This window comes from Kitasatospora sp. NEAU-69 (genome assembly GCF_057158765.1).
Genome location: NZ_JBWXUE010000028.1, coordinates 60489 through 80987, shown reverse-complemented (window position 1 = coordinate 80987; position 20499 = coordinate 60489). Strand labels below are relative to the sequence as shown.

The following is a 20499-nucleotide window of genomic DNA, read 5'->3' as shown; positions in this document are numbered from 1 at the left end:
TGCGGTAGGTCAGGAGACGTTGACCGCGGTGTCGTCGATCACGAAGCTGGTCTGCGCCGAGGAGGAGTCCTCGGCGCCGGTGAACGTGAGGGTGACGGCCTGGCCGGCGAACGAGGAGATGTCGAACGACTCCTGGACGTAGCCGGTGTTGGCGTTCAGGTTGGAGTAGGTGGCCAGGGTGGTGCCGTTGGCCGTCACCTTGAGGGTGTCGGCAGCGGTGGTGCCGGTCTTGGCGGTGTCGATGTGCAGCCAGAAGCTGGCCGTTCCCTTGCAGCCGGCCGGGATGGTGACGGTCTGCGACAGGGTGTCGGTGTGGGCGGCGCCGTAGCCGTCCAGCCAGGCGTCCCAGCTGCCGGAGTGGGCGGGCTCGGACGAGGTGTCACTGTTGATGACGCCGGTGCTGGCGGTCCAGGGGGCCGCGTTGCCGGTCTCGAAGCCGGGGTTGCCGAGCAGTTGGGCCGATGTGCAGCCGGTGTTCCCGCCGGTGCCGCCGTTGCTGAACACCTCGTTGTACGGGGTGGCCCACTTGTCGTTGTCGGTCATCGTCGTGGTCAGCCCGAGCGCGCCCTCGATGACCCGGGCGGTGCTGTAGTGGTCGTACCGGTTCGGGTCCTGGTACCCGGCCTTGACGGTGCCCTGTGATCCGATCAGGACGGTGGCGACCTGGTTGGTCTGTCCGGGGCCGAAGCCGCCGGGGGAGTTGGCGCCGTCCTCGTCCCAGGTGAGGACGAGCAGCGACTTCTGCTGCGTCCACGCGGGGGACTTGAAGAGCGTGGGAAGGGTCTGGCTCAGCCAGGTGTCTCCGGACGCGATGCCGCAGCCTTCCATGTCATTGCAGGAGTCGGCGTCGGCCCAGACGAACGCGGGGGTCGTCGCCGTCGAGGTCAGGTCGGTGTCGAGCAGTTGCGGCAGCGGCTGCCAGTGCGCCTGGCAGTAGGCGTTGTCGCTCTGCATCTTGGGGTCGTAGTAGAACGGGACGTCGTCGCTCTCGTAGTTGCCGCTGTTGCTGGTCTGGCAGTTGCTGGTCTGGCTCTGGACGTACTGCTTCCAGCTCTTGCCGGCCGCGTCGAGGTTGTCGTTCAGCCCGTTGTTCGTCGCGGCGCAGGCCGGGGTGGTGATGCAGTCGGCTCCCGGCGTGCTCTTGCTGCTGCGCCCGAAGGAGTTGCCGAACGCGATCGCCTCGTAGTTCGGGTCTGAACTGTGCGTGTTGGCGTGGTAGTTCGTGAGCAGCGAGCCCATCGGGAGCAGCGTGTTGTTGACGTACGGGGCTGCGGAGTTGCCGATGATGCCGGCGCCGCCGTCGACGGTGTTCGAGCTCGCGGAGTAGTTGTTGTTCTCCATCATGACGACGAAGACGTGGTCGTACCCGGGCACCGTGGAGGTCGGGACGGTCAGGGCCGGGGCGGTGGCCGCGGTGTCGAGGGTCAGCGAGAGGTCGTCGGCCATGCCGTCGTTCTGCGTCCCGGTCATGGTGAAGTCGACCGCGGTCAGGATCGAGCGGGTGCCGGCCGGAACCGTGGCGGTCGCGCTGCGCTGCAGGAACTCGGTGGTGTTCGAGCGGTCGGCGGCCAGCACCGGGCCGATGGACGAGGTGCCCAGCGAGGTGCCGGACGCGCCGAGGTAGGTGATCTTCACCGCGGCCGCGTCGTTGTAGCTGCCGACGCCGCCGAGCCAGCCCGAGACGGTGGAGTGCACGCCGCCCGCGTCGATCGCGGTGGCTGCCGAGGAGACGTCCGTGGTCTGCGTCATCTCCGAGGAACCGCGCGAGCCGCCCTGGAAGTAAGCGGCGCCCTTGGTCGGCGAGCCGGGGGTGGTCGTGTTGGCGCCGTTCGTCGCGTTGTAGCAGTTGATCACCGGGTCGCCGGAGGTGATCTGCCAGCCCGGCAGGGTGGTCTCCTCCCAGCCGCCGGGGCTGCACTGGGAGGTCTCCGCGCCGGAGTTGAGCAGGAGGTTGGCGCTGGTGGTGGCGGCGCCGGCGGTGGCGCCGGTGGTCGCGGCGCCGGCCGGGGCGATGGCCGGGGCGGACAGCGCCGCGCCCAGCAGCACGGCCGTCACCGCCCGGCTCGTCCAAGGGGTGACTGATCTGAGCCTGCCGTACATCGAGTTCCTCCGAGGAAGCGGGATCCGAACCACAGGGCGTCCGTACGCACAATTGGGCTAGCCCAATTGCGATGAGGATCGCGGTGACGGGCGGACGGCGCACGACCGGGATCTGCCCGGCAGACGACGGCTGGGCGAACGGCGTGCCGCGCGCGGCGTGTTGTGGCCCTCAGGTCCGGACCTGAGGCAGCGCCACGGCGTCGCGTGACCCGGCTCGGCTACCGTTGGCGGGGTGACCACACGCCCGGCCGAGACCAGCGCCGCACCGTCCGCCGCGCTGCGGCCCGCCCGCGAGGGCCTGCCCGAACACGGCGAAGCGCCCAAGTACTTCCAGGTGAAGCACAAGATCTCAACGGTCCTGGACGCGCTGAGCCAGGGCGCCACGGTGCCCACCGAACGAGATCTGGCCGAGCGCTTCAACGTCTCGCGGATGACCGTGCGCCAGGCCATCAGGGAGCTGCGCCTGGAGGGCAGGCTGCAGCGCCGCGGCCGTTCGACCGTCGTCGCGGGCCCCAAGTTCGTCCAGCCGCTCATCCTCGCCAGTTACACCGAGGGAGTCCGCAGGCAGGGCCGACGCCCCGGCCGGCAGTTGGTCACCCTCGAACAGCTCCCCGCCGGAGCCGACCTCGCCGAGCTCCTCCAGATCCCGGTGGGCGCCGCCGTGGTGCACCTCGAACGCCTGCTGCTCGCCGACGACGAGCGGATCGGCGTGGAGAGCAGCTACCTCCCGGTGCAGCGCTTCCCGACCCTCGCCACGCATTTCGATCCGGCCACCTCCCTCTACGCGTTCCTGCGGGCAGCCGGGGTGCAGTTCGCCGAAGCCGACGAACGGATCGAGACCGTCCTCGCCTCCCCCCGCGAGGTGCAGCTGATCGGTACCAGCCCCGCCCTGCCGATGCTGCTGATCAACCGCGTCTCCCGTGACCGGGACGGCCACCCCATCGAGTGCGTCCGGTCCCTCTATCGCGGCGACCGCTTCAGCTTCACCACCCGCCTGACACCGGAAGAGCCTTAGGGCCTGTCCGGCGGATCGGCCTCGCGGGTCCGTTCTGCGCGGTGGAGCGGAGTCACGGGCCCGGCGTCAGCTGCCGGCGGCCGGCGATCTGCTCGAAGATCAGGTTGGTTCGGGTCTGGGCCACCGCGGGGTGGGTGGTGAGGTGGTCGACCACGAAGTCGCGCAGGGCGTCGGGGTGGGCGAGGGCGACGTGCAGGAGGTAGTCGTCGGAGCCGGCCATGTGGAAGACGGCGACGACGCCGGGCAGGTCGGGGGCGGCGGCCCGGAAGCTCTCGTTCTGCTCCCGGGTGTGGGCCCGGAGCCGGACCGAGATCATCGCCTGGAGCGGAAGCCCGATCGCGGCAGGGGCTATCTCGGCTCGGAACGCGCGGATGACGCCGCGCTCGCGCAGCGCGCGGACCCGGGCCAGGCAGGTCGAGGGGGCGATGCCCACAGCGTCCGCGAGTGCGTTGTTCGGGATGCGGGCGTCGTCGGCGAGGATCCGCAGGATCGCCCGGTCCACGTCGTCGAGGGGCGCCTGCCGGGGGTGAGGATTGTTCGGCACGAGGTCCAGGGTCGCTCCCCGAACCGATGATATGCAAGGAATCCCTGGCTGATTCCGAATCTTCTGCGGATTGCTTCCCTTCATACCGCCAGAGGTTCCATCCTGACTGCCATGATCCGAACCGAGACCCTGCCCGCCTTCGCGGCCCACGACGAGCCCAGTGGGCTGGAGCCGGACGCCCGCGAGTTCGCGATACCGGCGGGTGGGCTGGATCAGGATCAGCGGCTGCGCGCTCTCAACCGGATGGACGAGTACCTCACCAGGAAGCGCCGGCACCTGCTCGGTTTCCAGGCCACGCAGGAGATGGGCGGCAGCGCCTTCGACCTCGGCCGGTTCATGCAGCACAACATCAACAACCTCGGCGACCCGTTCCAGAGCGGCGGTTACAAGCCGAACACCAAGGTCATCGAGCGCGCCGTGCTCGACTACTACGCCGACCTGTGGCACGCGGACGGGCCGCACCACCCGGACGACCCCGAGTCGTACTGGGGCTATGTGCTCTCCATGGGCTCGACCGAGGGCAACATGTACGCGCTCTGGAACGCCCGGGACTACCTGAGCGGCAAGCCGCTGATCCAGCCGACGGCCGGGACCTCGACCGGCACATCGACCGGCGCATCGGCGGGCGCATCGGCGGGCCAGGCGGTCGGGCCGGTCAACCCCAACGCCCGCCGCCCGGTGGCCTTCTACTCCGAGGACACCCACTACTCCTTCGCCAAGGCCGTCTGCGTGCTGGGCGTCGAGACCTTCCACGCCGTCGGCACCGAGCAGTACCCCGGCGAGTGCCCGCTGGTCGGGCCTGCGGGGGAGCCGCGCGACTGGCCCGTCGAGGTGCCCTCGCGCAGCGGCCCCTCGGGGCACTCCTGGGACGGCACCGGCGAGATCGACACCGACGCCCTGGCGCTGCTGGTGGAGTTCTTCGCCGCGAAGGGCCACCCGATCTTCGTCAGCCTCAACCTCGGCAGCACCTTCAAGGGCGCCCATGACGACGTGCGCGGGGTCTGCGAGCGCCTGCTGCCGATCTTCGAGCAGCACGGGCTGATCCAGGGCGAGGTGGTCCACGGCAGGGACCGGGTCACCGGTGCGCCGCTGGTGGACCTGCGCCGGCGATTCTGGATCCACGTGGACGGTGCCCTCGGGGCCGGCTACGTGCCGTTCATGCGGATGGCCGGCGCGGCCGCCCCGGACGACGGCACGGCGGGCTTCGGCTGGACCCCCGACACCGAGCTCCCGGAGTTCGACTTCGGCATCACCCTGCCCACCCGGGAGTTCGGCGAGCTCGACATGGTCTCCTCGATCGCCATGAGCGGCCACAAGTGGCCCGGCGCGCCCTGGCCGTGCGGCATCTACATGACGAAGGTCAAGTACCAGGTCGCACCCCCGTCCCAGCCCGAGTACACCGGCGCGCCCGACACCACCTTCGCCGGCTCCCGCAACGGCTTCTCGCCGCTGGTCCTCTGGGACCACCTCTCCCGCTACTCCCACCAGGACCAGGTGGACCGGATCCGCCGCTCCCAGCAGCTGGCCGCCTACCTGGAGCAGCAACTGCGCCTGCTGGAGCTGGAGAAGGACGTCGACCTGTGGCCGGCCCGCACCCCGGGCGCCATCACCGTGCGGTTCCGCAAGCCCAGCCCCGAGCTGGTGGCCAAGTGGTCCCTCTCCTCGCAGGACGTGCTGACCGTCCCGGGCGACGAGAGCACCCGCCGCAGCTACGTGCACGTCTTCCTGATGTCCTCGGTCGACCGGGCGAAGCTGGACGCGCTGCTGGCGGACCTCGGCAACGACCCCGTCATCCTCGGTGCGGCGCCCGCTTCGCAGCGGTCAATCAGCTAGGGCCCGGACAGGCCCTAGGCCGTGCTCAGCCCGGGGGGAGAGTCATCTCGGCCCAGATGGTCTTGCCGGTGAGGCTGTGCCGGGTACCCCACCGGTGAGCCATCTGGGCGACGAGCATCAGGCCGCGGCCACCCTCCTCCCAGTCACGGGCGCGGCGCAGGTGCGGGGCGGTGTTGCTGGCATCCGAGACCTCGCAGATCAGGACCTGGTCGCGGATCAGGCGCAAGGTGATCGGCGGGGCCGCGTAGCGGATCGCGTTGGTCACCAGTTCGCTGACGATCAGCTCCGCCGGATAGATCTGATCGCCTGCGCCCCACTCGGACAGCCGTTGTGAGACCGCCTTGCGGGCGGTGGCGACCGCGGACGGGTCGGGCGGGATCTCCCAGGTGACGACGTGGTCGTCGTCCAAGGCGCAGGTGCGCGCGATGACCAGGGCGACGTCGTCGCGGGGGCGCCCCGCCACCAAGTCGGCGACGACCGCGTCGCAGGCGTCCTCCAGCGATGGCCCGGTGCGTGCGAGTACCTGGCACAGCCGTTGGTAGCCCTCGTCGACGTCGCGCTCGCGGGTCTCGATCAAGCCGTTGGAGAAGAGCGCCACCAGGCTGCCTTCCGCCAGCTTCACCTCGATCGCCTCGAAGGGCAGCCCGCTGCCGACGCCGAGCGGCGGGCCGATCGACATCCGGGCCGGTTCCGGTGTGCCGTCCGGCGGCACGATCACCGGCGGCGGATGCCCGGCGCTGGCCATCGTGCACGTCCCGGACACCGGATCGTAGACGGCGTAGCAGCAGGTGGCTCCTATCTCGCCGACCTCCCCGGCGGCCCCGGTCTCCTCCGACAGCCGCACCACGAGGTCGTCCAGGCTGGTCAGCAGCTCGTCCGGCGGCAGGTCCACGTCCGAGAGCGTGCGCACGGCGGTGCGCAGCCGGCCCATGGTCGCGGTGGCACGGATGCCGTGGCCCACGACGTCGCCGACGACCAGGGCGATCCGGGCACCGGAGAGCGGGATCAGGTCGAACCAGTCACCGCCGATCCCGGAGCGGCTCGACGCCGGGATGTACCTGGAAGCGGCCTCCATCGCCGCCTGCTCCGGCATGCGCTGCGGCAGCAGGCTGCGTTGCAGGGAGAGCGCGGTCTCACGCTCACGGGTGTACCTGCGGGCGTTGTCGATCGCGACGGCGGCTCTGGCGGCCAGTTCTTCGGCCAGGAGGAGATCGTCCTGCCCGAACCGTTCCATGCGCTCGGTGCGGCTGCGGCGGTAGAACACGGCGACGCCGAGCGTCACCCCGCGGGCGCGCAGGGGCACCGCCACCATCGAGTGGTACCCCTGGTCCCGGATGATCGCGGCGCGGCGACTGTCCACGGCCATCCAGTGGACGAATTCGGGATCCTCGGCGTTGCAGAGCACGCCGGCGCCCGCTGCGAGTGCACGCGCCGGCGGTGAGAACTCCGGATAGCTGTCGGTGGTACCGATCTCCAGCACGGTCGGCAGCCGCGTGCCCGGGGCGAAGCGGTGCGCGATCCGCCGGAGCATCACACTGCCGGAGAGCTCGCCGTCGCTCGGTTCGATGTCGGCTTCGAGAGCGGTGAGCAGGTCGACGCTCGCGAAATCCGCGAACTCGGGGACCGTCACCTCCAGCAGCTCGCGCGCGGTTCGGCCGAGATCCAGCGTGCTGCCGATCCTGCTGCCGGCCTCATTGAGCAGCACCAGGCGCTTGCGCGCCCAGAACTGCTCGGTCATGTCGTGCGCGACGAGGGCGACACCGTGCACCACGTCGTCGGGGTCCTTCAGGGGAGCGAAGTCGACGGACCACGCATGGATCCGTCGCTCGCCCCCGGTTCGCTGGTAACTCTCCAGGTGCACCGGCTCGCCGTCCTCCAGCGCGCGGCGCAGTCCGTCGGCGAGCTTGACGGCCTGCGGCTGGGTGGTGATGTCGAGGATGCCCAGGCCACGCACCGCGCTGTCCGGCAGGCCGACGACCGGAACCATGGCCTGGTTGGAGCGGCGGTACCCGAGCTGCGCGTCGTACAGCGAGACCGAGCAGCGCGGCAACTGGTCGAAGGCCCACCGCGCGAGATCCTCGTCCTCGGGCCGGGGATCCGACCCCGTCAGCGCGCAGACGACGCGCCAGCTGTCCTGCCCGTCATCCGCTGCCTCCTCGCCCGGCACGCGATGCGCGACCACGGTCACGTCCACGCGTCGCCCGTCGCGGTGCCGCAAGGCGAGCGGGCCACTCAACCGTTCCGGGTTCGCGGCCAGCGCCCGTTGCACGTCGTCATGCGTGACGGGCTCGACCAGCAGCTCCACCGCAGGCCGACCCACGACCTCGTCGGCGGGACGGCCCAGTAACCGCTCGGCGTTGGCGTTCCAGCGTGTCACGCACCCGTGACCATCGACGATCGCCACCACCGCGCCCGCTTCGCTGCCGCCCCATGGGGTCGGCCGGCCCTCTGGAAGGCGCCCATCCTGTTTCGTCACGGCATGATCACTCACAGAATCCGGGAGCACCAGCCTAGCCCGGCCGCTCGACCAGCAACAACAGCACCGAGCCGAAGCTCGGCAGTTCCGGTGCCAAGCGATGAGCGGTGAGAGGCTGGCGCATGTGAACCGCTTGGGTAGCGCGACCTCGCCTTGTCTGTTGCCGCACGCCGAGAATCCGGTCGACTGGTGGTCTAGATTGATGGCGCGAACGGCCACGGAGAGGACTTGCACGTCGCCTTCGTCCAGGACGGCCGGCGAACTGCGGACTCCCTGGCCGTGCAGGTCAAGGGCGGAGTCTCGACGCGCACCCGGCGAGGACATCGCGTCCAAGTAGGGGACCACGGGGAGTGGGAGTCAGTGCTGGACGATTCGACCTCCGAGGCATTCCTTCAGAGCATGCGGAACTACCTGGCCCGAGAGCGCGAGGGTGTCGGCAGATGGGCGGACATGGCGGATGTCGAGTTCGCGCCGAACGATGCGCATCAGGAGCAGATGCTTCGCCTGGATCTCATCCCGTCGGTCGGCAACGTCATCCTTGACAGGGCGGAAGCGCACTGGCTTATGGGGTGCTTCAAGTCCACCGGATGGTGGCGTCGACCGGTTGAAGACAGCGGGCGGCTCGTGAGGGGCCCCCGGGACGGGCTACCAGCGAACTCGCGGACCGAGTAGCCCGCAGTCATCGCACCTCCTTGATGATCACTCAGTTCCGGCAAGGCTTCGACGGAGGCGCTCGACCGCGGGGGCGGACGCCTGCTGACCGTATAGCGGAGCCCGGTTTGCGCCTCCGCCTACCGGAGGCGTCGTACGCGTCTGTGGAGCGGGTCCGGCGGGGCTGCTGCTACCGCTCCGCACGGCGCAGGAACTGCCAGCCCAGTACGGCCAGGGCGAGCGTCTGCACGAGAGAAGCGGCCGCGAGCAGGGGCTGAACGGTGGGAGAGCGCCAGAACGCGGTCGTGCAGACCATTGGCAGGACCAGGTACGTGAACAGGTCCACAGCGGTCTGAAGCCGCTTGCGCGTGGTGTGGCCCGCAACCTTGCGGTGGTAGACCTCCCAGCCGAACACCGTGCCGTGGGTGGAGGCGAGTTCCCCCAGGCGCGGTCCCAGTTGGTCGCGGACATAGCAGCCGATTGCCGAGATCTTCTCGTCGTTGACCAGGTAGGTCCAGCCCAGGACCAGGCAGATCGCGGGGACGGAGAGCAGCAGACGGGACTGTCCACTCTGGACGGTGGTAGTGCGAGTACCGCCAGGGGCCGCCCCTGACCCGGCCGCGTTTGTAGGAAGGACCCGGGGCCACCAGGATGGTGTGGGTGATCAGGTCGCGCCAGGTGAGCTGGTGGTGCCGGAGCGCCTCATCGACGAACGAGGTCCTGTCACAGGTGAGCCAGGTCTCCATTTCCAGCTCGCTGGGGCGCGTCACGTGCAGGAACGACTGCCAGCGCTGGTGGGCGATCTGTCGCGCGGTCAGTTCTTCCTGGTACTCCTGGGTCTCGCGGATCAGTCGGTACTCTTCGCGCCTGACTTCCAACCACCGGGAAGCGGCAGCGTGCCCGGACCAGGCAGCACCGAGCACGGCCAGAAACGCCCACAGGGGCTGAGGTTGGGTGGCACCCGAGACCGCCGTGCCGCACGCGGCCAGGGCTGCGGCGCCGAGAACGGCGAGGGCCGCCACGGTCAGGGCCTTCGTCCTGCCCGGGGTCTGCTCCTGGCGGTACCGGTCGAACAGGGTGCCGTCGTTGTGGCGGTTCCGGGTGTCCTCGGCGAGGTATCGGATCAGCCAGTTGACCCGTTCCACGCCGATCCGGCTCTCCCGGTAGAGGTCCGCGATCTCGGCCGCGAGGCTGCCGCGGATCTGAGCGGTGTGGGCAAGCCAGGTGTCCGGGGTGAACCCGTAAGGCGTGCGAACGCTGAAGTAGTGATCGAACGAATGGCGGATGCCCTTGGTGAACCCGCCCTCGGCGGATGCGGGATCGCGCGGGTGTGGGATGCGGGGCCCGGATGCGCCCGGCCGGGATTCCCGGCCCCACCACCGGAGCCCGCAACGGGCCGCGATCAGGCCCGCGCCGAGCGCCACCAGTAACTCGATGACCGCCTGGGTCGGATCAGCGATCAGCGCCAGGGTCCAGAGGAGCACACTGCTGAGAACGAACAGGACAGCCCGGATCGGGAGCGCCGCCTGGGCGGCGGCAGCGGTGCTCGGGCGGGGCGGAACGGCCCGCGCCCCGATGGGGGTGGGCGCGAAGTAGGCCCAGACCCGCCGGGCCCGCTCGTTGCCGAAGCGCTCCGCCCCGGCACGTTCGAGGGTCTCCGCCCAGAGGTCGTCCTTCAACCCTCCGGTGAGCATGAGGTCGAGGTGGCGGAGGATCGCGTCGTGCTGGCGGCGCGGCAGGTCCTGCAGCTGCTTCAGCACGGAGCCGGTTTCGCCGTTGGCGGTGCTGAGTACCGCCAGCAGGTCGAAAGTGACGCGCAGGGCTTCCTTCCATTCGTCCTCGGCGTAGGCCTGCACGAGCCCGGAGGTGTAGCGCAGCCGCTGGACCTCTTCGGTGCTGAGGTCGTGGTGGGTGCGAGCGCTGAGCATGGCGAGCACCCAGTGGAAGCGCACCTCCGCACCGTCGTACCCGTGGACGATCGCATCAGTGATCATCTCGCGGGCGCGGCTGGGGACGCCGTCCTGTAAGAGCTGAACGCCCACCCGGTACTTCTCCTGCGGCGAGGCGTCCGGGTGGATGAAGTAGACGTTGGAGTCGTGGACGGTCTCGGCCTGGAACCCGATGGTGGAGTTGTGCGCGGCGTTGCTGAGGCTCATGCCAGGTCACCGGCCGCGGCGATCATGGCAGCCAGCTCGGCCACCAGCGCGGGGCACTCCGCTACCAGTCCGCGCAGCCTCCTGAGCATCATGACCGTCCGCTTCGACGATTCAGGGGTGTTCCCAACGGCCGACCGGAGGGCGGAGTCCAGATCGGTCAGGGCCTCCCGGTAGGTGTCCTCGTCGAGGGTGCCCTCGGCACGGTGCCGCACCAGCTGCTCGCGGAAGCCGTTCAGTTCCGCGATCAGGTCCGTCGGGCCGGATGCCTTCGGGACCGCGTTGATGTGGACGCTGCTGCCCGTGACCGAGCCGGCCATGATGCCGACGGTGCTTTGGTGCGCGGTGTTGCTGACGTGTCGGTCGAGCCGGTCGGTCGAGTGGACCCTGTCGTCCCGGGGCATCGCGGTCTCCTCCTGTTCTCCCAGCAGTTCCACCGCCAAGCGGGTGGCGAAGGCTGCCGCGTTCGCCGCGGCCTTCGGCTGCCAGTTGCGGTCGTCCACGCTGTTCTTCGTGCCGTCTGCCCGGTCGCTGATCCCCCGGATGATGGCCACCGGCGCCCCGTTGAGATGGCCGGCCTGTGCCACACCGGCTGCCTCCATCTCGATGGCGAGTGCGTCGTTGTAGTGCTGCCGGATCCACCTCGCCTCGGCCGAGATCCTCGAGTTCTGGACGATCTCGCCAGCGGCAATCGCCCCGAAGCGCACCTGCGGCGCGTCCTCGTGACCGGATGCGGGGTCCGCCCAGTCGTTCAAGCGAGCCAGGTGCGAGGCGAGCTGGCTGATGCCGTGCGGGGCTTCCCACACCCGAGGGCGGGCTTTGAGTCCGTCGTCCTCGCTGGTCCCGCCGTGGTAGGCGTACACGTGTGACGCCATCACCACGTCGCCCAGCCTGGTGGTGTCCCAGAGGGCGCCGGCGACCCCGACGAACAGCACGGCCACCGGCGAGAATTCCTGAATCGCGCGTTCGGCGATCACCGCGGCGGACTGGTTCCCCTTGCTCGTCAGGCCGAGCGCGACGTTGCGCGACGTGCCCCGCACGGTTCCCACTTCGAACCGGGTGCCACGCTCATGGCGGCGCACTTGCGGATTGGCCAGCCTCTGGCGCACGGCCTGGTACTCAAGATTGAGGGCGGTGAGAATCACCACCGGGCCATTCGACATCTACTCCTCTTCCCCTCTCGTGTTCTCTTCCGTCGCGGATGGTGCGGGGCGGATCAGCGGTGGGAACAGCACGGTTTTCGGACCGGCCCGGTACAGCCGTGCGGGCCGTCCTCCCGTGGTCCTGCGGTCCGTGCCGGCGGGGACGATGAATCCCTTCGTGGCTTGGACCTTCCGGTAGAAGTTGCGGGTGTCGAGTTCGGTGCCCCAGACGGCCTCGTACACCTGTTGCAGCTCTGCGATGGTGAAGTTCTCCCTGCAGAAGGCTGTGGCCAGCGCCGAGAACTCGAGTTTGGTGCGCGCGTGTTCGATCCCGTCCGTGGCGATTCGACGGTGGTCGAAGGCGAGCTCCACCTCGCCGGACAGGACGGCCTCCGCAGGAACCCACGAGGCATCGGTGGCATCCGTTCCCGCGACCGGGTCGGGCAGTCCCGGTGCGATCGCCAGGTGGGCCACGGATACGACTCGACCTCGCGGATCGCGGCCCGAGTCCCCGTACACGGCCAGCTGTTCAAGGTGCACCGAGTCGGCGGCCAGCGCCGTTTCCTCGCTCAGTTCGCGGTGGGCGGCGTCCAGAATCTCCTCACCATCGTGATTCAGGAATCCTCCGGGCAAGGCGGGCATGCCCTGGAAGGGATCTTCGCCCCGCTCCACCAGGAGGACGTACAGGCGACTCTCCCGCAGCGTCAGGATCACGAGATCGACCGTCAGCAGTACAGAAGGTGGTGACCACACGTCATCTTGCATGTCTTGCAAGGTACTTCAGTTACTGTCACTCACACAAGAAGGGGGTGATGGGGATTGCTGTGCTGCCCGACTCCGCAGCCGCGGTGCGTGCAGCGGGGCTGCACAGATCGACCGGGTGGCACCGACCCCGCCAGTCCGTTCCGGATTCCCGGTTCTCGCGGCCGGTGCTGCGATACTGCCCACATGGTGAACCGCCTGGCCGATGCCACCTCCCCGTACCTGCAGCAGCACGCCGACAATCCCGTGGACTGGTGGCCCTGGGGGCCGGAGGCGTTCGCCGAGGCGGAGCGGCGCGGGGTGCCGGTGCTGCTGTCGGTCGGGTATGCGGCGTGTCACTGGTGTCATGTGATGGCGCACGAGAGCTTCGAGGACGCCGGGCTCGCGGAGTACCTGAACGGGCAGTTCGTCGCGGTCAAGGTGGACCGGGAGGAGCGGCCCGATGTGGACGCCGTGTACATGGAGGCGGTGCAGGCGGCGACCGGGCAGGGTGGGTGGCCGATGACGGTGTTCCTCACTCCGGGCAAGGAGCCGTTCTACTTCGGGACGTACTTCCCGCCCGAGCCGCGGCACGGGATGCCGTCCTTCCGGCAGGTGCTGGAGGGGGTGACGGCTGCGTGGCGGGAGCGGCCGGAGGAGGTGGCCGAGGTGGCGGGGCGGATCCGGGCGGAGCTGGCCGAGCGGGCGGGGGTGTACGGGGCCGGAGCCGGGCTGGCGGCGCCTGGGGAGGCGGAGTTGCAGCAGGCGCTGGTGGCGTTGAGCGAGGGGTACGACCCGGCGCTCGGCGGGTTCGGTGGGGCGCCGAAGTTTCCGCCGTCGATGGTGCTGGAGTTCCTGTTGCGCCACCATGCGCGGACCGGGTCCATGGTCGCGCTGGAGATGGTGACGGGGACGGCCCAGGCGATGGCCCGGGGTGGGATCTACGACCAGCTCGGCGGCGGGTTCGCCCGGTACTCGGTGGATGCCGAGTGGGTGGTGCCGCACTTCGAGAAGATGCTGTACGACAACGCGCTGCTGATCCGGGTCTACCTGCACCTGTGGCGGGCCACCGGGGACGAGCAGGCGCGCCGGATCGCGCTGGAGACGGCGGACTTCCTGGTGCGCGAACTGCGCACGCCCGAGGGCGGGTTCGCGTCCGCGCTGGATGCGGACAGCCTGGACGAGGAGACCGGCACGTCGGTCGAGGGCGCCTACTACGCCTGGACGCCGGAGCAGTTGACGCGGGCGCTGGGGGAGACGGAGGGTGCGCTCGCGGCCGAGCTGTTCTCGGTGACCGAGCGGGGCACCTTCGAACACGGCCGTTCCGTCCTGCAGTTGTTGCACCTGCCGCAGGACGAGCTGCCGTACCGGCGGATCCGTGAGCGGTTGCTGGCGGCGCGCGCCGAGCGTCCGGCGCCGGCTCGGGACGACAAGGTGGTGGCCGCCTGGAACGGCCTGGCGATCGCGGCGCTCGCCGAGACCGGCGCGCTGCTGGAGCGCCCGGATCTGGTGGAGGCCGCGACGGCCGCCGCCGACCTGCTGCTCGCCGTCCATCTCACCGCGGACGGAAGGCTGTTGCGCACCTCGCGGGACGGCCGGGCGGGCGCGAACGCGGGCGTCCTGGAGGACTACGCGGACACCGCCGAGGGATTCCTGGCGCTGTACGCGGTGACGGGGGAGGAGTCCTGGCTGCAGCTGGCCGGCGGGCTGCTCGACCTGGTTCTCGAGCGCTTCGCTGACGAGAAGTCAGGGAGTCTGTATGACACGGCCGATGACGCGGAGGAGCTGATCCGGCGACCGCAGGACCCGACCGACAACGCGACGCCGTCCGGCTGGACGGCCGCCGCGCAGGCGCTGCTCAGCTACGCCGCTTACACCGGTTCGGACCGCCACCGCACCGCCGCCGAGCGGGCGTTGGGCGTGGTGGGCGCGCTCGGGGCGCGGGCGCCGCGGTTCGTCGGCTGGGGGCTGGCGGCGGCCGAGGCGCTGGTGGACGGCCCGCGCGAGGTCGCGGTGGTCGGCCCGGCGGGCGACCCGCGGACCGCCGAGCTGCACCGCACCGCGCTGCTGGGCACGGCGCCCGGCGCGGTGGTGGCGCTGGGTGAGGTGGGTGGGACGGCCGAGGGATCGCAGGTGCCGCTGCTCGCGGACCGTCCGCTGATCGGCGGGGCGGCCACCGCGTACGTCTGCCGGCACTTCAGCTGCGAGGCGCCGACCACCGAGGCCGCCGTGCTGGCCGAGAAGCTCGGCGTGCACCGGCCGTAGCGGCTCCGGCGGCCTGCCCGGCCATGCGGGCCTGGCGGCCCGCGCGGCCTGCCCGGCCATGCGGGCCTGGCGGCCCGAAAAGCAGGTGCAGGCTGGGGTGGTGATGGGACAGCATCGCGAGATGACCTGGACCTTCAGCGAATCCCTCGACGAGTTCCGCGACCAGGCGGGCGAGTTCCTCGCCGCCGATCCGGCCGGGAACACCGTGCTGTTGACCATCACGGACCGGTTGGCCGCGGGCGGCCCGGCCGGCGCCGACCCCGGGCTCGCGCCGACCTTCGGCTGGTGGCGAGCGGCCCCCGGCGGGCCGGTGACGGGTGCCTGGGCGCAGACCCGTCCGCAGCCGTTGCGGCTGGGCCGGATGCCGGTCGAGGCCGCGGCCGAGCTCGCGACCCTGCTGGACCCGGCGGACGTCACCTCGCTGGGCGGCAGGGTCGCTGCCGCCGAGGCCTTTGCCGAGGTCTGGGCCCGGCGCACCGGAACCGTCGCCGGGATCAAGGAACGGCTGCGCCTCTACCGCCTCGGTGAGCTGGAGGTCCCCCAGGCCAACGGCGGGATCCGGCCGGCCGGGCCGGAGGATCTGGCGCTGGTGGCCGACTGGTTCGCCGCCTTCATGGACGACGTGAACGCCGAGGTCCCCGACGTGGGACCGCTGGCCCGTCGGCGAGTGGCCCGCGGCGAGGTCTACCTCTGGGAGGACGACGGCCGACCGGTCTCGATGGCCGGCGCCTCCCCGGTGCTCGCCGGGATGTCCCGGATCGGCCCGGTCTACACGCCGCCGGAGCTGCGCGGTCACGGCTACGGCAGCGCGATGAGCGCCGGGATCTCGCGGGTGGCGCAGGAGTGGGGCGCGGCCGAGGTGCTGCTCTACGCCGATCTGGCGAACGTCAAGGCCAACGCCATCTACCAGAAGATCGGCTACCAGGCGGTCGAGGACACCGTCGTGCTGGACTTCCTGCCGGCGTAGTCCCAAGAGGGCCAGGGCCAGGGCCAGGGCTGGGGGATCGGGTCAGTCCCAGTCCCAGCTGACGCCGACCAGGCTCGGGGCCAGGCCGGTGGCGACCAGGTGCACGCAGTGGTGGCCGTCCAGGGTGAGTTCCTCGGTCTCGGACGGCGCCGTGCCGGGTGCGCGGCTGCTGAACCGGCGGCAGCGCACCGGCAGCGCGTCGGGGTGGAAGGTGACCTGCAGGACGTACTGTCCGGCGCCGGAGTTGAAGCCCCGGACGTACTCGGTGCTCGGCTCGGGCGAGGGCGCGTCGTCGAAGCCGTAGCCGAGCAGGTGTGTCTCACCGGTGCGCAGTCGCCGGTCCAACAGCAGTTCTGCGATGAGTAGTTGGGAGTCCTGGTCGCGCCGGATCCGGCCCGGGCGGCAGTTCTCCTCGGCCCGCACCACGACTTGCCCGATGTCGCTGCCGGGATCGCCCTGGTAGATCGCCAAGTACCGGTCCGTGCCGTCCCAGTGGGCCCGCACCGCGTGCTGTGAGTCGCGCCGCAGCAGCCGGCGGTCGGCGCCGATCCGGATCCGCTCGATGTGCGCGACGGTGTGCAGGCCGGTGTCCGGCGGGCCGGGCAGCTCGGCGAGCAGGCCGTCCACGGCGGCGGCCGGCGCGATCAGGTCGCGGTAGGGGCGGGTGGGGACCGCTCGGGCATCGGCGCCGCCCGTGCCGCTGCCGTTACCGGTGCCGTTGCCGGCGCCCGGGCCGGTGTCGGCAGCGCTGCGGCGCGGGCCGAGCAGCCGGGTCAGCGAGTGCGCGGGCAGCTCCAGCACGTCCTCCAGCGCTCTGACCGCGCGCAGGGACTCGACTCTCTCCGGGCGCCGCCGGCCCTGCTGCCAGTAGCTCAGACTGGTCACCCCGACCCGCACCCCGCGCTGCGCGAGGTGCTGCTGCACCCGGTGCAGCGCGAGTCCGCGCGCACCGATGGCGGTCCGCAGCGCGAGGTGGAACGGCCCGGTGCGCAGAACCGTCGCCAGGTCGGGCTGTACGGAGCGCTCGTGGTGGCGCTCGTGGTGGCGCTGGTCGGATCGCTCGGGGCCGAGCGGCATGTCAACCTCCCTGCCAGGCCTGCTCATCAGGCGTGATGGTGGTGAATGTTCACACGTCGGCGCCCTCTTGTCATCCATCCGGACAGTCGCCCGGAGAGCAGCGGCCGTAGCCGTTCACACCTGGCGCCGCCCGTTCACAGAGGTGTCCTCGGCGTCCGGAGGGCCGTTGACCAGGGGCTGTCAACGGGCCGATGCTTCCTCACACCCCGCCGCCGGTCGCTCCGGCGCCGGGATCCGCGTGTCCCCCACTTCCCTTCCCTGCCTTCTCGCAAGGAGGAAACGCCATGTCCTCTTCCGGTACGGGCCGCTCCCGACCGCGCCTGCACAGAGCGCTCGCGGTCGCGGCGCTCGTGGTGCTCGGCCCTGCGCTGACCGCCGAGACCAGCTCACCCGCCTCCGCCGCCCCACTCGCTTCACCCGCCTCGGCCGGCGCCCGCCCGGCCGCTCCCTCGACCGCCGCGAGCAGTGATGCCACCGGCAGCTGGCGCACGCTCAACATCTCCATGCAGCAACAGCAGAACACCAACTGGTGCTGGGCCGCGAGCGGTGACACCGTCGCCTCGTACTTCGGCTACAACTACAGCCAGAACGAGTTCTGCAACGCCGCCTTCGGCCGCTCGATCGAATCGGCCTGCCCCAACAACCAGGCCTCGCTCGACAACGTGCAGAACGCGCTGAGCTGGATCGGCATCAACCCGGGCGACTACGTGACCGGGTACCTCGACTACGGCACCGTGCAGAACGAGATCAACAACAACCGCCCGGTCGAGACCCGGATCGAATGGTCCTCCGGCGGCGGGCACATGGAGCTGCTGTACGGCTACGACCTCAGCAACAACTGGGTGTACTGGGGCGATCCCTGGCCCTCCGACTACCGCTACAACTGGGCGGACTACAACTACTACGTCAGCAACGGCTCGTTCTCCTGGACCCACTCGCTGTACCGGATCGGAGCGTGAGGAGGCAGCCATGACGAAGCGTCAGATGATGTCGGCAGTAGTGCTCTCGGCTGCGGCTGCGGCCGCGCTTGCCCTCGCCGCCCCGGCCCAGGCCCAGGGTGATACCGCTGCGGCGTCCGTGTCCGCGCCCGCCGCCGTCGCGCCGAGCGAGCTCGGTGCCGCCCGGGCCGCCGTCCAGGCCCCGGCGGTGCTCGACCAGCTCGGCCACTTCTTCGCCCGCAAGGGCGTGCCGCCGACCCGGAGCATCCAGCTGAGCGCGGCCGCCGAGGCCCAGGCGGCGAGCCAGGAGGCGCCGCGGCTGACCGGTGACACCGTGCCGGTCTACACGCTGGACCCCGGATTCGTGGCGGGCGCCAAGGGCGCCGCGATCGCCCGGGTCGACTTCGCGGCCACCGAGGTGGTCTCCGCGGACGGGCAGACCGCCTCGGTCTGGACCGTTCCCGCCCCTGCCGGCGGCAGTGGGAGTAGCTGGCGGGTGGTGAACATCGCCTCCGGCAGCGACGAGACCGACTACGCGGCGCGCGGCGCGGCGAGCGGCGGCGGCACGGTCTTCCGTGAGCCGCAGGTCAACGGGTGGTACGTGCTGCGCGGTGGCCGGGTGCTGCCGCTGGACGCCGAGGCGCGCAGCTCGGTCGGCGCGGGCGGCTTGAGCGTGGCGGCGTACCAGAAGCTGGTGCACCAGCGGTACGGCGACAAGCTGCCCGGCTCGGCCTATGACAAGGCCGGCCTCGGCGGCGGCTTCACCGCGAACGCCGCGCCGAACGCCGCGCCGAACGCCGCGCCGAACGCTGCCTCCGTCGCCGCGCCCGCGCCCGTCGGCCAGGGCCTCCCGGTCCCGGCGCTGACGGCCGCCGCCGCACTCGGGGTGACCGCGCTGGCGGCGGCGGGGCTGGCCGCCCGCCGTCGGCGCGTCCGGGGCTAGGGCCTGTCGTCAAACCCCCTTCTGCTCGGCGACGCCATGCACGCACTCTCTCCACACCGGGCACAGGCCCAAGTATGTCCAGTATGGGGGCCTGCCCCCGGCACGCCGAGAGCACGCACCTGACGCCGCCAAGCCGCCCTCCGGGCGACGAAGGGGCTTTGACGACAGGCCCTGGCCCCCCGGACGGGAGAAAAGGGAGAAGACGAGCGCCCCCGCGGGCCCGGAAAATCGCCGGATCCGCGGGGGCGCTCGGCCTGTCCGGACACGCCGGGGTGCACACGCCGGTTGGTCTCAAGTTTCCGATGTGACGCAGTACACCGTTGGCGGCACCGGGAGTTGAGGAAACATTGATGCGTTGTTCGCTCGCCTACGACTACGCCCTGTCACTGTCGGTGGATACGATGTGCCACTGGGTCAGGAATGGGGAAGGGTGGCGATGGCCTTGAAGGACGCTCGTGATCTGCAGCTCTGGGGTGGGGTTGCCGTGGTCGGTGCGGCCCTGGCCGTGGTCGCCGCCTACCTGACCGACGGCGCCCCACTCGTCTGGGCCGTCGCCTCGGTGGAGGTGCTGCTGGTCATGGTCTACGTCGCCCGCCGGTTCCAGTACCTGGTCCACCGCTCGCCCCAGCCGGCCGGCCATCACGGCTCCCGCTCGGACTCGGCGCACTGCGAACGCTGCCGACGGGTGCGCGAGCTGCGCGAGGAGGAGACCGCCGCCCGGCGCACCGCCCGGCGGCCGTCGACCGACGTCCTCTCAACCGGTGGTGTTGTACGCGATCATCGAGATGCCCACGTACTGAACGATGAACGCGCCCAGCGTGAAGGCATGGAAGACCTCGTGGAACCCGAACAGGCGTGGTGACGGGTTCGGGCGCTTGAGCCCGTAGATCACGCCGCCGATGCTGTAGAGCACGCCGCCGATGATGATCAGCGTCAGGACGGCGGGCCCGCCCCGGTGCAGGAAGTCGGGCAGGAAGAAGACCGCGGCCCAGCCCAGCGCGAGGTAGCAGGGCGTGTAGAGCCAGCGCGGCGCGCCGACCCAGAAGATCCGGAACGCGATACCGGCCAGCGCGCCGCCCCAGACCAGCCAGAGCAGTACCTGCTGCCGTCCGCCGTGCACCAGCAGGATGGTGAACGGCGTGTAGGACCCCGCGATGATCAGGAAGATGTTCGCGTGGTCGAGCCGGCGCAGGATCGCGTCGCCGCGCGGGCCCCAGTCGAACCGGTGGTAGACGCCGCTGACGCCGAAGAGCAGCCAGGCGCTCACCGAGTACACCGCGCACGCGATGCGCGCCTGGGGTGAGCCGGCCAGGCAGATCAGCACGATGCCGGCCGCGACCGAGGCCGGGAACATGCCGGCGTGCAGCCACCCCCGCCAGGCCGGTTTGGCCTCAACGGCCTCAATGGCCTCCTGCGGGGCCGCCACTCCTACCGCCGCGCCGTTGGTCTGGACCTGATGGGCGTGCTGATCCGCAGTCATGGCGCTCATGCTACCTACGCATGCGTAGGTTACTCCTAAGTAGAAAGTGGCTCTCGTCACTTTTGGACATAGTGGAGTGGTCGGGTGTGATCGCGAAGGGATTCGGACCCGCCTCAACTGCCCGCCGAAGTGCCAGTTTTTGGCCATTGAGTAGCAAAACTTGCGGCAAAAACG

15 protein-coding genes are annotated in these 20499 nt (G+C 70.6%); 7 read left to right on the top strand and 8 right to left on the bottom strand.

Annotation, left to right across the window (positions count from 1 at the left end):
• Positions 1-9 precede the first annotated feature (9 nt).
• The gene (locus tag AC060L_RS28205; protein WP_483801765.1) at positions 10-2055 is read right to left on the bottom strand and encodes an alkaline phosphatase family protein; all 2046 of its coding nucleotides are present in this window, start codon (positions 2053-2055) and stop codon (positions 10-12) included.
• 277 nt (positions 2056-2332) lie between these two features.
• Between AC060L_RS28205 and AC060L_RS28200 the strand changes: the two genes are divergently transcribed.
• Complete coding sequence (locus AC060L_RS28200; protein ID WP_483801764.1) at positions 2333-3115, top strand: GntR family transcriptional regulator; 783 nt, start codon at positions 2333-2335, stop codon at positions 3113-3115.
• Positions 3116-3167: 52 nt separating this feature from the next.
• Here AC060L_RS28200 and AC060L_RS28195 read toward each other — a convergent pair whose 3' ends face one another.
• Positions 3168-3659: an Lrp/AsnC family transcriptional regulator gene (locus AC060L_RS28195; protein WP_483801763.1), complete on the bottom strand. Its 492-nt coding sequence runs from the start codon at positions 3657-3659 to the stop codon at positions 3168-3170.
• Between the two features lie 111 nt (positions 3660-3770).
• Here AC060L_RS28195 and AC060L_RS28190 point away from each other — a divergent pair, with 111 nt between their 5' ends.
• Positions 3771-5492 (top strand): PLP-dependent aminotransferase family protein, encoded by a 1722-nt coding sequence (locus AC060L_RS28190; protein ID WP_483801762.1) that lies wholly within the window; start codon positions 3771-3773, stop codon positions 5490-5492.
• A gap of 25 nt (positions 5493-5517) precedes the next feature.
• On the opposite strand, the gene AC060L_RS28185 is transcribed toward AC060L_RS28190, so the two are convergent.
• From AC060L_RS28185 to AC060L_RS28170, 4 genes are all read right to left on the bottom strand, one after another.
• Positions 5518-8292 carry a SpoIIE family protein phosphatase gene (locus AC060L_RS28185; protein ID WP_483801789.1) on the bottom strand — a complete coding sequence of 925 codons (2775 nt, stop codon included), beginning with the start codon at positions 8290-8292 and terminating at the stop codon, positions 5518-5520.
• Positions 8293-8759: 467 nt separating this feature from the next.
• Positions 8760-10775 carry a hypothetical protein gene (locus AC060L_RS28180; protein WP_483801761.1) on the bottom strand — a complete coding sequence of 672 codons (2016 nt, stop codon included), beginning with the start codon at positions 10773-10775 and terminating at the stop codon, positions 8760-8762.
• Positions 10772-11935, bottom strand: coding sequence for a 5'-methylthioadenosine/S-adenosylhomocysteine nucleosidase family protein (locus AC060L_RS28175; RefSeq protein ID WP_483801760.1), 1164 nt, complete (start codon positions 11933-11935; stop codon positions 10772-10774). Before AC060L_RS28175 ends, AC060L_RS28180 begins: the two co-directional genes overlap by 4 nt.
• Positions 11936-12679: an NUDIX hydrolase gene (locus tag AC060L_RS28170; protein ID WP_483801759.1), complete on the bottom strand. Its 744-nt coding sequence runs from the start codon at positions 12677-12679 to the stop codon at positions 11936-11938.
• Positions 12680-12862: 183 nt separating this feature from the next.
• Here AC060L_RS28170 and AC060L_RS28165 point away from each other — a divergent pair, with 183 nt between their 5' ends.
• Positions 12863-14920, top strand: a complete 2058-nt coding sequence (locus tag AC060L_RS28165; RefSeq protein ID WP_483801758.1) for a thioredoxin domain-containing protein — start codon at positions 12863-12865, stop codon at positions 14918-14920.
• A gap of 121 nt (positions 14921-15041) precedes the next feature.
• The gene (locus tag AC060L_RS28160; protein WP_483801757.1) at positions 15042-15887 is read left to right on the top strand and encodes a GNAT family N-acetyltransferase; all 846 of its coding nucleotides are present in this window, start codon (positions 15042-15044) and stop codon (positions 15885-15887) included.
• 42 nt (positions 15888-15929) lie between these two features.
• Here the strand turns inward: AC060L_RS28160 and AC060L_RS28155 are convergent, their stop codons facing one another.
• Positions 15930-16964 carry a hypothetical protein gene (locus tag AC060L_RS28155; protein WP_483801756.1) on the bottom strand — a complete coding sequence of 345 codons (1035 nt, stop codon included), beginning with the start codon at positions 16962-16964 and terminating at the stop codon, positions 15930-15932.
• 284 nt (positions 16965-17248) lie between these two features.
• Between AC060L_RS28155 and AC060L_RS28150 the strand changes: the two genes are divergently transcribed.
• The 3 genes from AC060L_RS28150 (at position 17249) to AC060L_RS28140 (ending at position 19707) form a co-directional block, all read left to right on the top strand.
• The gene (locus tag AC060L_RS28150; RefSeq protein ID WP_483801755.1) at positions 17249-17923 is read left to right on the top strand and encodes a papain-like cysteine protease family protein; all 675 of its coding nucleotides are present in this window, start codon (positions 17249-17251) and stop codon (positions 17921-17923) included.
• Between the two features lie 10 nt (positions 17924-17933).
• Positions 17934-18845, top strand: a complete 912-nt coding sequence (locus AC060L_RS28145) for a hypothetical protein (protein WP_483801754.1) — start codon at positions 17934-17936, stop codon at positions 18843-18845.
• Positions 18846-19248: 403 nt separating this feature from the next.
• Positions 19249-19707 (top strand): hypothetical protein, encoded by a 459-nt coding sequence (locus AC060L_RS28140; RefSeq protein WP_483801753.1) that lies wholly within the window; start codon positions 19249-19251, stop codon positions 19705-19707.
• Here the strand turns inward: AC060L_RS28140 and trhA are convergent.
• Positions 19600-20325 (bottom strand): PAQR family membrane homeostasis protein TrhA, encoded by a 726-nt coding sequence (trhA, locus tag AC060L_RS28135; protein WP_483801752.1) that lies wholly within the window; start codon positions 20323-20325, stop codon positions 19600-19602. The genes AC060L_RS28140 and trhA overlap by 108 nt on opposite strands.
• Between the last annotated feature and the right edge of the window lie 174 nt (positions 20326-20499).

Coding starts and splice junctions, on each gene's coding strand:
- AC060L_RS28190 (WP_483801762.1), top strand. CDS start 3,771: ATGATCCGAACCGAGACCCTGCCCGCCTTCGCGGCCCACGACGAGCCC.
- AC060L_RS28185 (WP_483801789.1), bottom strand. CDS start 8,292: ATGTCCTCGCCGGGTGCGCGTCGAGACTCCGCCCTTGACCTGCACGGC.
- AC060L_RS28180 (WP_483801761.1), bottom strand. CDS start 10,775: ATGAGCCTCAGCAACGCCGCGCACAACTCCACCATCGGGTTCCAGGCC.
- AC060L_RS28175 (WP_483801760.1), bottom strand. CDS start 11,935: ATGTCGAATGGCCCGGTGGTGATTCTCACCGCCCTCAATCTTGAGTAC.
- AC060L_RS28170 (WP_483801759.1), bottom strand. CDS start 12,679: ATGCAAGATGACGTGTGGTCACCACCTTCTGTACTGCTGACGGTCGAT.
- AC060L_RS28165 (WP_483801758.1), top strand. CDS start 12,863: ATGGTGAACCGCCTGGCCGATGCCACCTCCCCGTACCTGCAGCAGCAC.
- AC060L_RS28160 (WP_483801757.1), top strand. CDS start 15,042: ATGACCTGGACCTTCAGCGAATCCCTCGACGAGTTCCGCGACCAGGCG.
- AC060L_RS28155 (WP_483801756.1), bottom strand. CDS start 16,964: ATGCCGCTCGGCCCCGAGCGATCCGACCAGCGCCACCACGAGCGCCAC.
- AC060L_RS28150 (WP_483801755.1), top strand. CDS start 17,249: ATGTCCTCTTCCGGTACGGGCCGCTCCCGACCGCGCCTGCACAGAGCG.
- AC060L_RS28145 (WP_483801754.1), top strand. CDS start 17,934: ATGACGAAGCGTCAGATGATGTCGGCAGTAGTGCTCTCGGCTGCGGCT.
- trhA (WP_483801752.1), bottom strand. CDS start 20,325: ATGACTGCGGATCAGCACGCCCATCAGGTCCAGACCAACGGCGCGGCG.